Raw genomic sequence first — 13,448 nt, forward strand, 5'->3', positions numbered from 1 at the left:
CCGAGATTATCGGACAGAATGCTGTCCGGAAGGCGCCCCGTGCACATGTGGGCGGATCTCTGCTATCGTCGTTGCCATCATCGACGCGCCCCCCACGGATCCTGATCGTGAAGGTATTCGGCATCACCGGCTCGTCCGGCAGCGGCAAGACCACGCTGCTCGACCAGCTGATCCCCCGCTTTGTCGCCGCCGGCGTGCGCGTGGCCGGCGTCAAGCACACCCACCACGGCTTCGATCCCGACACGCCGGGCAAGGACTCCTGGCGCATGCGCGAGGCCGGCTGCGCCAACGTGGTGCTGGTCGGCGCGCGCCACCTGACGTTGATGCGACACTATCCCGAGGCAGTGCCTTCGCCGGAGCTGGACGACGCGCTGGCGGTGCTGCCGGCCGACATCGACCTGGTGCTGGTGGAGGGCTACAAGCGCAGCGATTTTCCAAAGCTGGAGGTGTTCCGGCCCGGGCTGGGGCGTGCGCCGCTGTGGGACGAAGTACCGGGGGTGGTGGCGGTGGCTAGTGAAGATGTCGCGGGCACCGCGGCGATGACGTCGTTGCCGGTGCTGGATTTGAACGATCCGGATGCGGTGTTCGCCTTTATCCGCGACTATTCGAGCCGCTAGCTGTTCCCCGACGCGGCCTGCGCGACTGCCTCAGGCAGCCTTGTCCCGCTGCTCGGCCGCCGCTTCCACAGCCTCCTTGTGCGCACGACCCAGTTCCGCCACCAGCGGCACATGGTCCGACCGCTGCGCCCAGTCCCGCCCGGTCAGCGCGTGCGCGCGCTCGATCTCGAAGCCGCGCACGTAGATCCGGTCCAGCTGCCACCACGGCATATGGCTCGGGAACGTATGCAGCCGCGCGCCGCGCGCGTGCGACGCCTCCACCGCATGCAGCGTATTGCAGATCTGCGCATCGAGCCGGTGGTTCCAGTCGTTGAAGTCGCCGGCGATCACCAGCGGCACCCCCTCGGGCACCACGTTGCGCACGCGCTCGACCAGCGCCTCGGCCTGGCGGGCGCGGCTGCGGGCGAACAGGCCGAAATGCACGCAGATCAGGTGGGTCTCGATGCCGTTGATGTCCGCCACCGCATGCAGCAGTCCGCGCTGTTCGAAGCGGTGGTCGGAAATGTCGAGGTTTTCGGACATCAGGATCGGATGGCGCGACAGGATCGCGTTGCCGTGATGGCCGTAGTCATAAACCGCGTTGCGCCCGTAGACCGAATGCGGATACGCATCGGTCGCCAGGTAGTTGAGCTGGGTATGGTCGGGATCGAACAGCGCCGCCGCCACCAGGCGGTCGTTGCGGTCCTGCACTTCCTGCAGGAAGACGATGTCCGCATCCATCGCATGCAGGCCGGCCCGCACGTTCTGGATGCGCGGGCGCCGCGACAGGCCGGTCACCCCCTTGTGGATGTTGTAGGTGACCACGCGCAGTTTCATGGCTGCGCTCCGCATAGCGCCTGCTGCCCGGCGGCACCGGCCGCGCGCCAGGCCAGCTGGCGGATGGCTTCGGCATTGCTGCTGGAGAAGCATTGGGCGGCGGCCTGCTCCCACGGCAGCCACTTGTATTGCAGGTGCTCGCGTGGCGCCAGCATCACCGGCAACGCTTCATGCACGCGCAGGCCGAACCAGTGCTCGGTATTGCGCGTGACGCCTTCGGCGTAGCGGTGCCGCCACTGCGGGTAGATCTCGTACTGGATCGAATGGCCCCAGTCGGCCAGCAGGTGCTCGCCGGTAATGATGCCGGTTTCCTCCGCCACCTCGCGTGCGGCGGTCAATGCCAGGGGTTCGTCCAGGGTATCGAGGCTGCCGGTCACGGACTGCCAGAACCCCGGGCGATCGGCGCGTTCCAGCAGCAAGACTTGAAGATCTGGCGTGTAGATCACGACCAGCACGGATTCCGGAATCTTGTAGGGCATGGGACTGGGCGAAAGGACAAACCCAAGGATAGCGCAGCCGCGCGCGCTTGCCACGCGAAAGCGCGGTCCCCGGGACCGATGGCCCCTGTCTCAGGCTGCGTTGCGCGCGGAGGCGTGGGGCGCCAGGTACGGCTCGGTGCCCTGCCCGGTGCCTTGATGCTGCCAGGTATCGAACACCTGCGGCGAGTCGCCATGGCCCCAGGCGGCACGCAGCTGGTCCATCAGCGGCGCCAGCGACTCGCGGTAGCGCCGCGAGGCAGAGCGGGCGCGCTCGGCCAGCACGTCGGCGCTCAGCCGCGCCTGGGCCTGCAGGTGTACGCGCTCCTGTGCGATGTCCTTCTCACGCTGGCCAAGGGCGTTGTACTTCTGGATCAGGAAGCGCTGGTAGTCGCCGCCATCGACGCCCTGGGCAGCCTGCGCATTGACCTGCTCGAAGCGCAGCACGATGCTGCCGGTTTCCTGCTCGATATGGGCGGCCTCGGCGTCAAGCGCCTGCAGCGCTTCCTGGTGGCGCTGGGCATCGCGGCGCAGCGCCTGCACCTGCGCGGCCTCGTCCTCGAACACGCGCTGGGCCGCCAGGTAGGCCTGCACCGACGGCTGCGGCGCCACAACCAGCAGCGGGTCAGCGCCGCCGGCACGCTGGCCGTCGAGCAGCGCGTCGTCCGCCAGGCGCAGGTTGCCCAGCTCATCGAGCCAGCGCCCGCGTGTCATGACCGCGCCGACGGTGTCCAGCGCCAGCCGGCGCAGCGCTTCGGCACGCTGCATCTCGACCGGTTCGGCCAGCGGCTGCGGCGACGCCGCCTGCACGGCATGAGCGATATCCGGCACGCAGGCGGCCACCGTGGTAGCCACCGATTCGGACATGGCCACCGCCGCGCGGCGCTGGGCGCGGCGCAGCTCGAAGCGGGCCAGCAGCATCATTACCAGCCCGGCCACCAGCCAGGTCACGATGGTTTCCTGGTGAGCCAGCAGGAACTGGCGGATCAGTTCGGTATCCAGATTCATGTTCACGAATTTCCTCCCGAGCGCCGGGAACCTTCATCGCGGAGGCCCCTCGGCAAATTACGTGTCAAAGAAAGGAGACACGGCCGTCGCGGGCTTCGTTCCTAGCGGTAACAAATCGAAACCAAAGCGCTGCAGGCGGCACCGCGGGCGCGGTATTGCGCAGAAAGCAAAAAAGCCGCGCATCGGCGCGGCTTTCTTTACCCGGGAGGCACAGCAACTCAGGCGTTCGGCTTCGGTTCCGCAGCGCGCAGGCGGATGTGCAGCTCGCGCAGCTGCTTCTCGTCGACCGAGCTCGGGGCCTGGGTCAGCAGGTCCTGGGCGCGCTGGGTCTTGGGGAAGGCGATCACGTCGCGGATCGAGTCGGCGCCGGCCATCATGGTCACGATACGGTCCAGGCCGAAGGCCAGGCCGCCGTGCGGGGGCGCGCCGTACTGCAGCGCGTCCAGCAGGTAGCCGAACTTGGCGCGGGCTTCCTCGTCGTTGATGTTGAGCGCGCGGAACACCTTGCTCTGGATGTCCGAGCGGAAGATACGGACCGAGCCGCCGCCCATTTCCCAGCCGTTCAGCACCATGTCGTAGGCCTTGGCCAGGCACTTGCCCGGGTCGGTCTCCAGGTATTCCAGGTGCTCGTCCTTGGGGCTGGTGAACGGGTGGTGCATGGCGACCCAGCGGGCGTCTTCCTCGTCGTACTCGAACATCGGGAAGTCCACCACCCACAGCGGCTTCCAGGCGTCCTCGAACAGGCCATTGGCCTTGCCGAAGTCGGAGTGGCCGATCTTCAGGCGCAGCGCGCCGATCGAGTCGTTGACCACCTTGGCCTTGTCGGCGCCGAAGAAGATGATGTCGCCGTCCTGGGCGCCGGTGCGCTTCAGGATCTCGGCAATGGCAGCGTCGTGCAGGTTCTTGACGATCGGCGACTGCAGGCCGTCGCGGCCCTTGGCCACTTCGTTGACCTTGATCCAGGCCAGGCCCTTGGCGCCGTAGATGCCGACAAACTGGGTGTAGGCGTCGATCTCGCCACGCGAGATGGCGCCGCCGCCCGGCACGCGCAGGCCGACCACGCGGCCGTTGTCGCTGTTGGCCGGGCCCGAGAACACCTTGAAATCGACGTCCTTCATCACTTCCGTCAGCTCGGTGAATTCCAGCTTGACGCGCAGGTCAGGCTTGTCCGAGCCGAAGCGGGCCATGGCTTCGCGGAACTCCATCACCGGGAACTTGGCGTCCAGGTCGACATCGATGGCGTTCTTGAACACCGTGCGCATCATGTCCTCGAACAGGTCGCGGATCTCCTGCTCGGTCAGGAACGAGGTCTCGCAGTCGATCTGCGTAAATTCAGGCTGGCGATCCGCGCGCAGGTCTTCGTCGCGGAAGCACTTGGTGATCTGGTAGTAGCGGTCGAAGCCCGAGACCATCAGCATCTGCTTGAAGATCTGCGGCGACTGCGGCAGCGCGAAGAAGTGGCCCGGGTTCACGCGCGACGGCACCAGGTAGTCGCGCGCGCCTTCGGGCGTGCTCTTGCCCAGCATCGGGGTCTCGATGTCGATGAAGCCCTGGGCGTCCAGGAACTTGCGCACTTCCATCGCCACCTTGTAGCGCAGGCGCAGGTTGTACTGCATCTGCGGGCGGCGCAGGTCCAGCACGCGGTGCGTCAGGCGGGTGGTTTCCGACAGGTTGTCGTCGTCGAGCTGGAACGGGGGCGTGACCGACGGGTTCAGCACGGTCAGCTCGTGGCACAGCACTTCGATCTTGCCCGAGGTCAGGTTGGCGTTCTCGGTGCCGGCCGGGCGCGGACGCACCTTGCCGGTGACGCGAATGCAGAACTCGTTGCGGATCTCTTCCGCGGCCTTGAACATCTCGGGGCGGTCCGGGTCACACACCACCTGCACCAGGCCTTCGCGGTCGCGCAGGTCGATGAAGATCACGCCGCCATGGTCGCGGCGGCGCTGGACCCAGCCGGTCAGGGCCACTTCCTGGCCCGAGAATTGTTCGGTCACCAGACCGCAGTAGTGAGTACGCATGGAGGACATAAGGAGAGATTCCCGGTAAAACGCTGCCGCCCGAAGCAGATCGGGCGGCTCGTATCTGTTTGAATGCTTAAGGATCGGTCGTCTCGACCGCTTCCCCGCTGCTGGCGCGGCTGGCCGGCGGCCGCTGCGGCGGCGGCGCGCTATCGCTCTTGCGGGGCAGCTCGGCCGGCGCCACCACGCCCATCGAGACGATGTACTTGAGCGCGGCATCGACGGTCATGTCGAGTTCGATGGTGTCGGCCTTGGGCATCATCAGGAAGAAGCCCGAAGTCGGATTCGGCGTGGTCGGCACGTAGACGCTGACGTACTCGCCCTGCAGGTGGTTCTGCACGTCGCCGCCGGGGCGGCCGGTCAGGAAGGCGATGGTCCACGAGCCCTCGCGCGGATACTGCACCAGCAGCGCCTTGCGGAAAGCATTGCCCGACGACGACAGCAGCGTGTCCGACACCTGCTTGACGCTGGTGTAGATCGGGCCGACCACGGGGATATGGCCCAGCAGCGCTTCCCACCAGCGCACCAGGCGCTGACCGATGAAGTTATGCGCCAGCAGGCCGACCAGCAGGATGAACAGCAGCGTCAGGATGGCGCCGAGGCCGGTGACGCGCTTGCCGAACATGAGCCGGTCCGGGCGCCAGGCCTCGGGCAGCAGTGCCAGGCTCTGGTCCATCGTGCCGATGATCAGGCTGAGCACCCACAGCGTGATGCCCAGCGGCACCAGCACCAGCAGACCGGTTAGGAACCAGGTCTTGAGGGCGGAAGTCTTCTTGGCGACCACGTGGCGATCCGGATCAGTGGCAGGCGCAGGCGCTGCCGCAACCGCCGGCGGCAGGCGCGGCGGCGGCGGTGGTGCTGGCCGAAGACGATTCGGCGGCGGCCGGGGCGCTGGCCGCTGCCGCGCCGGCAGCCGCACCGCCCGCGGCCGGCGCGCTGGTGCCGCCGCTGCCGCCGCGGAAGTCGGTCACGTACCAGCCCGAGCCCTTGAGCTGGAAGCCGGCCGCGGTCAGCTGCTTCTTGAACGAACCGGCGGCGCCGCACGACGGGCAGTCCGTCAGCGGGGCGTCGCTCATTTTTTGCAGCACATCGCGCCCGTGGCCGCAGGCGTCGCAACGGTAGGCATAGATCGGCATGGTGTCTTTTGGCGAGAAAACTACGGAAATCGGTACAAAGGCGGGCATCGCCGCCGGTGCCGGAGAGCGCGGAAACCCGCGCGCGCCGCCCCGCATGGCGATGCAAAGCCTTGAATTATAAACCGTTCTGTGGCTGGCTGATGACCGGAAATGGAGGGCTATCGGGGCCCTGCCTTGGGAGTGGCGAGGCGCCAGGTCAGGCGATATGCACTTCCTTGACCGGCGCGTGATCCGCGATCCACTGCGGCAGCAGCGAGCCGACCACCATGCCGCTGATCGAGAACATCAGGCCTACCATTTGCGGCGGGACCACCGCATCGGCGAAGGCGACCTCGCAGGTGAGCCACGAGGTCAGGCCCAGCAGGATCGCGGCCAGGCCGCCCTGGCGGGTGGCGTGCTTCCAGAACATGCCGAAGGCCAGCGGCACGAAGGACGACACCAGCGTGACCTTGTAGGCATTTTCGACCATATGGAAGATCGACAGGTGCGAGTTCAGCGCGAACAGCGTCACCAGCGTGGTGAACACCAGCACCACGCTCTGCATCACGCGCAGGAACTGCTTGTCGTCGAGATGGCGAAAGTACGGGCGCAGGATGTTCTCGGCAAAGGTCACCGACGGCGCCAGCAGCGTCGCCGAGGCGCAGCTCTTGATCGCCGACAGCAGCGCGCCGAAGAACATCACCTGGGCGAACATCGGGGCATGCTGCAGGATCAGTTGCGGCAGGATCAGCTGCGAATCGGTGTCGATGTACTTGGCCACCATGCCCGGATCGATCAGCGTGGCCGAATACGCCAGGAACATCGGGATAAAGGCGAAGCAGAAATACAGCACGCCGCCCAGCACCGAGGCGCGCCCGGCGATCTGCTCGGTGCGCGACGAAGTCACCCGCTGGAACACGTCCTGCTGCGGGATCGAGCCCAGCATCATGGTGAACAGCGCCGCGGCAAAGCCGATGATCTGCACGAAATCCAGCGCCGGCAGGAACTCGAACTTGCCCGCCGCGGCCGCGTGCGACACCACCGCCGTGACGCCGCCGGCCTGGCCGCTGACTTCGTAGCCGATATACACCATGCCGATCACGATGATGATCATCTGGATAAAGTCGGTGATCGCCACCGACCACATGCCGCCGAACAGCGTATAGACCAGCACGCTGGCAGCGCCGATCATCATGCCGGCCTCCTGCGACAGCGCGCCGTCCGAGACCGTATAGAACACCAGCCCCAGCGCCTTGATCTGCGCCGCGACCCAGCCCAGGTACGAGACCACGATGCACAGCGTGGTCAGCACCTCGGCCAGCCGGCCGTAGCGGTTGTGGTAGTAGTCGCCGATGGTCAGCAGGTTCATCCGGTACAGCGGCCGGGCGAAGAACAGGCCCACCAGGATCAGGCACAGCGACGAGCCGAACGGGTCGGACACCACCCCCGACAGCCCCTCCTTAAGGAACACGGCCGGGATGCCCAGCACGGTCTCGGAGCCGAACCAGGTGGCGAAGACGGTGGCGGTGACGATGTGGAACGGCAGGCTGCGCCCGGCGACGGCGAAATCGGTGGTGTTGCGTACGCGCAGCGCCGCCCACAGGCCGATGCCGACCGAGATTACCCAGTAGATGATGACGAACCAGATCAGCATGCCGCTGCCTATGCAGAAAGTGCCCTTGTGGCGAAAAACCGAATGCCGGGGCGGCTTGCGTGATACGTCAGGTGCGCCTGCCCGGAGTCCAATTCATCGGTCGGGGCCGCGTGAGGAGCTTCTTGGCGAGTTCCCGGAGCGGGAGCGCGCGGCAGGGCCTGCGGTCGTAGCCGAATCAAAACGCGGATTATAGCGACGCAGACCGGCGCGGGACAAAAAAATTCCCGGGTGGGGCAAATGCGCCACGCGGGTGCATCCGGAGCGCCACAACGGCTGGGAGCGAACGCTCAGCCGCCCAGCCGCCGCCACACCTGCCAGCGCTCCTGCCCCTGGAACACGGGCAGCGGCGCGGCCGAGGGCCGGTCTTCCAGGCGCTCGAAAGCGGTTCCCAGCAGAGCCGCCAGCTCGGCCTCGGGCATCGCGAAGGGCGGTCCGCCGCGGTTCTCGCCCACGTAGAAGTAGCCAGCCAGCAAGCCGCCCGGCGGCAGCAACTCGGCCACGCGGACGGCATAGGCGCCCCGCATCGCCGGCGGCAGCGCGCACAGGAAGGCACGCTCGTAGACCAGCTGGCATGGCGGCTGGGGCGTGAAGGCGAAGAAATCAGCCTGCTGCACCACCGCCCCGGCCGGACCCAGCGCGCGTTTGGCCGAGACCACCGCCTGCGCCGAAAAATCGATTGCCGTCACCGGCCAGCCCTGCTCGAACAGCCACGCTGCCTCCCAGCCGTTGCCGCAGCCCGGCACCAGCGTCGGGCACGGCGCGCGGCCGGCGATGAACTGGCGGAACTCCTCCGGCACGCCGCCTGCGTCCCAGGGCGTGAAGTGCTGCGCGAAGCGCTCGTCCCAGAATGACGGGTCGGCGGCGTTGCGCGTGCTGAACGCCGGGGCGGGCTTGGGCACGTCGGCCATGGGGACTGTCTCCTCGTTTGCCTGCTTACTCTTACTTATATAGCGGGTCGCTTGTCAGTAGCCGCCCCACGCCAGCACGTGCGTCAGCACGATGCCGGCGACAAAGCCGCCGACCAGCAGCAGCGCCGTGCCCAGCAGCCGGTTGGTGCGGCGCTGCTCGGCCACCAGCTGCGCCAGCAGCTTGTCCTGCTCGCCGTTGCCGGCCAGCGCGCGCCGCTCCAGGAACTGGTGCGCCAGCCGCGGGAAGTCCGGCAGCATCTTGGCCCACTGCGGGGCTTCCACCTTGACCCGCTCCCAGGCGCCCTTCCAGCCTACCTGCTCGTACATCCAGCGCTCCAGGAACGGCTTGGCGGTCTTCCACAGGTCCAGGTCCGGATCGAGCTGGCGGCCCAGTCCTTCGATATTGAGCAGCGTCTTCTGCAGCAGCACCAGCTGCGGCTGGATCTCGACATTGAAGCGGCGCGAGGTCTGGAACAGGCGCATCAGCACCATGCCCAGCGAGATTTCCTTCAGCGGCTTGTCGAAGTACGGCTCGCAGCAGGCGCGCACCGCGCTTTCCAGCTCTTCCACGCGGGTCTCGGGCGGGACCCAGCCGGATTCCACGTGCAGCAGCGCCACGCGGTGGTAGTCGCGGCGGAAAAAGGCGATGAAGTTCTGCGCCAGGTAGTTCTTGTCGAACTCAGACAGCGCGCCGACGATGCCGAAGTCCAGCGCGATGTAGCGGCCGAAGGACTCCGGCTGCACCGACACCAGGATGTTGCCCGGGTGCATGTCGGCATGGAAGAAGCCGTCGCGGAACACCTGGGTGAAGAAGATCTCGACGCCCTCCTCGGCCAGCTGGTGCATGTCGACGCCGGCCGCCTTGAGCGATTCGGTGCGCGAGATCGGGATGCCATGCATGCGCTCCATCACGAACACCGAGCTGCTGCACCAGTCCCAGAACACCTCGGGCACCAGCAGCAGGTTGGTGTCGGCAAAGTTGCGGCGCAGCTGGCTGGCGTTGGCCGCCTCGATCATCAGGTCGAGTTCGTCGTGCAGGTATTTGTCGAACTCGGCCACCACCTCGCGCGGCTTCAGGCGCTTGCCGTCGGCCCAGAAGCGCTCCAGCCAGGTGGCCATGTCGCGCATCAGCGCCAGGTCGCTGTCGATCACCGGCAGCATGCCCGGGCGCAGCACCTTCACCGCGACCTCGCGGCCGTGGTTGGGGCCGCCCTTGAGCGTGGCGAAGTGGACTTGCGCGATCGACGCGCTGGCCACCGGCTGGTGCTCGAAGGTGTCGAACAGCTGGGCGATCGGCCGACCCAGCGAGCGCTCGATGATCCTGACCGCCACCGCCGAGTCGAACGGCGGCACCTGGTCCTGCAGCTTGGCCAGCTCGTCGGCAATATCGGGCGGCATCAGGTCGCGGCGCGTCGACAGGACCTGGCCGAATTTGACGAAGATCGGTCCCAGCGCCGTCAGCGCGCGCCGCAGGCGCTCGCCACGCGGCATTTCGAGCTTGCGGCCGATGGTGATGACGCGCACCAGGAAACGGATCTTGCGGTTGCTGAAGCCGGACAGCACCAGCTCGTCCAGGCCGTAGTAAAGGATGACGAAGAGGATCTTGCCAAGGCGCAGGAGGCGGGTCATTCGGGAGTCTTCTCGGGGCCGGGGCGGGCAGTCAGGTTAGCGGTTGGCATGGGGTGGATGCGGCCGGGGCCGGACTCAGCGGTGCGGCGACGGCAGTTGGCCGGGTGCGGCGGGGTTGGCGCGCTCGAGCTTTTCCAGCCGCTTCTCCAGCCGGGCCAGGCTGTCGCGCAGCTGGCCCACGTCGGCGCCGAAGGCATCCAGCGCGGCGTGGCGCACCAGCGTCGGCTGCTCGTCCAGCAGGTAATCCGTAACGTTGTCGACCAGTGCACGGCCGATGCGCGTAGCCTGTTCGTGGACCTGGCGCGCGCCGCCGACCACGCGCTGCGCCACGCTGTCGCTGAGCGGCCCGCCCAGGATGCCGCGCAGCGCGAGGGACAGGTCTTCCTCGGCATCCCAGCGCAGGTTGCGGGCCAGCGCCGACACGGTATTGGCCAGTTCGGCATCGCCTTCGATGCGCACATGGCGCATGGCCGCGGCCTGGCCGCCCTCGGCGACATCGGCGGCAACCAGCGGCCACTGCTGCACCGGCACGCGCAGCGTCACCGCGGGGGCCTCGGCTTCCGGCGCCAGCTCGGTGCCACCGTGCTCGGTCACCTTCAGCGACAGCACGAAGGCGGCTGCATCGAAGCGGATCACGCGCCCGGCAAACGGCGCGAGCTGGTTGCGGGCCCACGGCTCCTGCTCGAGCAGGTGGTTCAGTGCCGAGACTGCTGGAGTGGCCAGGGCGGAAGGCAGAGTGTTCATGGCAGCGCGGGTTGGCTGGCTGGAAGACATGCGGGCATCCGGCGAGGTTGCACGCCAGGCGCCCAAATACAAAAAGGCCCACGCTTTCACGTGGGCCTCCATTCTAAGCTACTCCCCCGGGCGCATCACTCGCCACGGAGGCGCGGCATCACGACTCCTGCTGGATGCCGGCCAGCAGCCAGCCGCCGGTGCCGGTCGCCGGCTTGGCCAGGTTCCAGACCTCGGCGAACGGCTGCGCCGCCTCGCCCGCCTTCTCGCGGATCATGCCGGAGAAGCGCACGCTGGCGATATGCTGCGACGGCGTCGACTCGATGCCGAGCAGCTGGCCTTCCAGCGTGACCACGTCGGTCTTGTTGACCTCGGCGCCGCGCTCGGACAGGTCCATCTTGATCTCGGCGAACATTTCCGGCGTGGTGAATTCGCGGATGTCGTCGAGATTGCCGGCGTCCCAGGCCGCCTGCAGGCGCACGAAGTGGACCTTGGCGTTGCGCAGGAAGTTGTCGGTATCGAAGTCGGCCGGCACGCCCCACGGCTGCGGGGCCACGGCATCAGCTGCCACCGGCGCGGCCGCCGCGCCCGGCATCACCGGGTTGCTGGCCGGCGTGTTCAGCGGCTGGCGCAGCATCGGCTCGGCGCTGCGGCCCAAACCGCCGGCATTGCCGGCACCCGCCGCACCTGCATAAGCCGGCTGCTGGCTGCGCTGGCTGCCACCGCGGAACTTGCGGATCAGCCAGATCACCGCGAAGGCGACGATCGCGATCAGGATCAGGTTGGACAGGAAGCTCAGTGCCGCGCCGCCCAGGCCGAAGTGCGACAGCAGCCAGCCGATACCCAGGCCGGCGGCAATGCCGCCGAGGATGCCGCCCCAGTTACGCTTGGGCGCCGCGGCCGCTGCCGCGCCGGCCGCCCCGGCCGTGGCCGGTGCTGCCTGCTGTGCAGGTTGCTGCGCTTGCTGCGTGGGCGAGGTGGGTTGCGTCTGCTGACGTTGCGTCACCGATTCAGACTGCTTGCCAATGCTGCGCGAGCCGCCCATGCGCTTGGCCTCGGCGTCGAACGCCATCCCGACGGCTAGCGCCGTGACCAGCGACCCCACCAGGAATTTTCCACGAATTGACGACATATGCTGTTATCCCCTGTCAGATTCACCCATTTTAGGGCGAGCATGGCGATTTCAAGTGTTCTTAATACTTCCGCCCGACGTGGAGCGCCACCACTCCGGCCGTCAGATTGAAGTATTCGACATTCTCCAGGCCCGCATGTTCCATTAAGCGTACAAGTGAAACCTGGTCTGGATGCATTCTGATCGATTCCGCGAGATAGCGATAGCTGGGAGCATCCCCTGCCACGCGCTCGCCCAGCCAGGGCAGTACCTTGAAAGAATAGACGTCGTACGCCTTTTCCAGGGGTTTCCACACCTTGGAGAACTCCAGCACCATGACCTTGCCGCCGGGCTTGACCACGCGGCGCATCTCGGCCAGCGCGGCCTCCTTGTGCGTCATGTTGCGCAGGCCGAAGGCCACCGTGACGAGGTCGAAGTAGTTGTCGGGGAACGGGATCTTCTCGGCGTCGCACAGCGCCACCGGCGTGACGATGCCCTTGTTCAGCAGCCGGTCGCGGCCGACGCGCAGCATCGACTCGTTGATGTCGGTCAGCCAGACCTGGCCGGTCGGGCCGGCCTGCCTGGCGAACGCCTTGGCCAGGTCGCCGGTGCCGCCGGCGATGTCCAGGACCTTGTGGCCGGGGCGCACATTGGCCTGGGCGATGGTGAACATCTTCCAAAGCCGGTGCATGCCGCCCGACATCAGGTCGTTCATCACGTCATACTTGCTCGCCACCGAATGGAACACGCCGGCGACCTTGCCGGCCTTTTCCGTTTCGTCGACTTTCTCAAACCCGAAGTGGGTTTCACTCATTTCTCAGACTCCAGGGTGGTCGGGGGCGGCTCAATGGTGGTGGCCGCAACCGTGGCCGCCGGCAGCGCCGGCACCAGGCATGGGGGTATCGCGATCGACGCCGGCGGTTTCCAGGCGCTTCAGGTAGTCCTGCCACAGCGCGTCCTGCTGGTCGCCCAGCCGGTACAGCAGTTCCCACGAATAGATGCCGGTGTCGTGGCCGTCGGTGAAGCGGATCAGGATGGCGTAGTTGCCCACCGGCTCGACGGCATTGACGCCGACGTCGCGCTTGCCGGTCTGCAGGATTTCCTGCCCGGGACCATGGCCCTGCACTTCGGCCGATGGCGAATACACGCGCAGCAGTTCGAACGGCAGCCGGAAGCTGCGGCCGTTGTCGAAGCCGACTTCCAGCACGCGCGATTGCGTGTGGACGGTCAGTGCGGTGGGATGGGGGGTGTCTTTGTCCAGGCCAGCCATGATGATCGCGGCCCGGTTCACGGGCGCTCTGTAGGGGGGGGAATCCGGCGCGGCGGCATGAGCGAGCGGCGCCCCAGGCGCCGCCTCGCGCCGC

Annotated in this window: 14 protein-coding genes; 1 reads left to right on the plus strand and 13 read right to left on the minus strand. The window is 67.2% G+C overall.

The window, feature by feature from the left end; all coding sequences use genetic code 11:
- Positions 1–107 precede the first annotated feature (107 nt).
- A complete protein-coding gene (mobB, locus tag ACAD63_RS19900) occupies positions 108–617 on the plus strand; it encodes a molybdopterin-guanine dinucleotide biosynthesis protein B (RefSeq protein ID WP_135704430.1) in 510 nt (169 codons plus the stop codon).
- Positions 618–647: 30 nt separating this feature from the next.
- On the opposite strand, the gene ACAD63_RS19905 is transcribed toward mobB, so the two are convergent.
- The 13 genes from ACAD63_RS19905 to ACAD63_RS19965 form a co-directional block, all read right to left on the minus strand.
- Positions 648–1,433 carry an endonuclease/exonuclease/phosphatase family protein gene (locus ACAD63_RS19905; protein ID WP_133093705.1) on the minus strand — a complete coding sequence of 262 codons (786 nt, stop codon included), beginning with the start codon at positions 1,431–1,433 and terminating at the stop codon, positions 648–650.
- On the minus strand, positions 1,430–1,912 hold the full coding sequence (nudB, locus tag ACAD63_RS19910; protein ID WP_434033195.1) for a dihydroneopterin triphosphate diphosphatase: 483 nt from the start codon (positions 1,910–1,912) through the stop codon (positions 1,430–1,432). The genes ACAD63_RS19905 and nudB overlap by 4 nt, the downstream gene beginning before the upstream one ends.
- Before the next feature lie 90 nt (positions 1,913–2,002).
- Positions 2,003–2,917: a hypothetical protein gene (locus tag ACAD63_RS19915; protein WP_133093703.1), complete on the minus strand. Its 915-nt coding sequence runs from the start codon at positions 2,915–2,917 to the stop codon at positions 2,003–2,005.
- A gap of 218 nt (positions 2,918–3,135) precedes the next feature.
- The gene (gene aspS / locus ACAD63_RS19920) at positions 3,136–4,944 is read right to left on the minus strand and encodes an aspartate--tRNA ligase (RefSeq protein WP_133093702.1); all 1,809 of its coding nucleotides are present in this window, start codon (positions 4,942–4,944) and stop codon (positions 3,136–3,138) included.
- Positions 4,945–5,011: 67 nt separating this feature from the next.
- Positions 5,012–5,719 (minus strand): DUF502 domain-containing protein, encoded by a 708-nt coding sequence (locus ACAD63_RS19925; RefSeq protein WP_133093701.1) that lies wholly within the window; start codon positions 5,717–5,719, stop codon positions 5,012–5,014.
- A gap of 13 nt (positions 5,720–5,732) precedes the next feature.
- Entirely contained in the window at positions 5,733–6,071 is a 339-nt protein-coding gene (locus tag ACAD63_RS19930; protein ID WP_135704428.1) for an FmdB family zinc ribbon protein, read from the minus strand.
- A gap of 196 nt (positions 6,072–6,267) precedes the next feature.
- Positions 6,268–7,704, minus strand: coding sequence for a sodium:solute symporter family protein (locus ACAD63_RS19935; RefSeq protein WP_135704426.1), 1,437 nt, complete (start codon positions 7,702–7,704; stop codon positions 6,268–6,270).
- 287 nt (positions 7,705–7,991) lie between these two features.
- Positions 7,992–8,612: a methyltransferase domain-containing protein gene (locus ACAD63_RS19940; RefSeq protein ID WP_135704424.1), complete on the minus strand. Its 621-nt coding sequence runs from the start codon at positions 8,610–8,612 to the stop codon at positions 7,992–7,994.
- Positions 8,613–8,666: 54 nt separating this feature from the next.
- Positions 8,667–10,241 carry a ubiquinone biosynthesis regulatory protein kinase UbiB gene (gene ubiB / locus ACAD63_RS19945; protein ID WP_434033196.1) on the minus strand — a complete coding sequence of 525 codons (1,575 nt, stop codon included), beginning with the start codon at positions 10,239–10,241 and terminating at the stop codon, positions 8,667–8,669.
- Positions 10,242–10,316: 75 nt separating this feature from the next.
- Complete coding sequence (locus ACAD63_RS19950; RefSeq protein ID WP_135704422.1) at positions 10,317–10,985, minus strand: ubiquinone biosynthesis accessory factor UbiJ; 669 nt, start codon at positions 10,983–10,985, stop codon at positions 10,317–10,319.
- Between the two features lie 148 nt (positions 10,986–11,133).
- Positions 11,134–12,105, minus strand: a complete 972-nt coding sequence (locus ACAD63_RS19955; RefSeq protein WP_133093696.1) for a Tim44 domain-containing protein — start codon at positions 12,103–12,105, stop codon at positions 11,134–11,136.
- Positions 12,106–12,166: 61 nt separating this feature from the next.
- Entirely contained in the window at positions 12,167–12,898 is a 732-nt protein-coding gene (gene ubiE, locus ACAD63_RS19960; RefSeq protein WP_133093695.1) for a bifunctional demethylmenaquinone methyltransferase/2-methoxy-6-polyprenyl-1,4-benzoquinol methylase UbiE, read from the minus strand.
- A 30-nt stretch (positions 12,899–12,928) separates the two neighbouring features.
- A complete protein-coding gene (locus ACAD63_RS19965; protein ID WP_133094203.1) occupies positions 12,929–13,354 on the minus strand; it encodes a gamma-butyrobetaine hydroxylase-like domain-containing protein in 426 nt (141 codons plus the stop codon).
- Positions 13,355–13,448 lie beyond the last annotated feature (94 nt).

Source organism: Cupriavidus sp. a3 (assembly GCF_051015765.1).
GTDB classification, from domain to species: domain Bacteria; phylum Pseudomonadota; class Gammaproteobacteria; order Burkholderiales; family Burkholderiaceae; genus Cupriavidus; species Cupriavidus oxalaticus_A.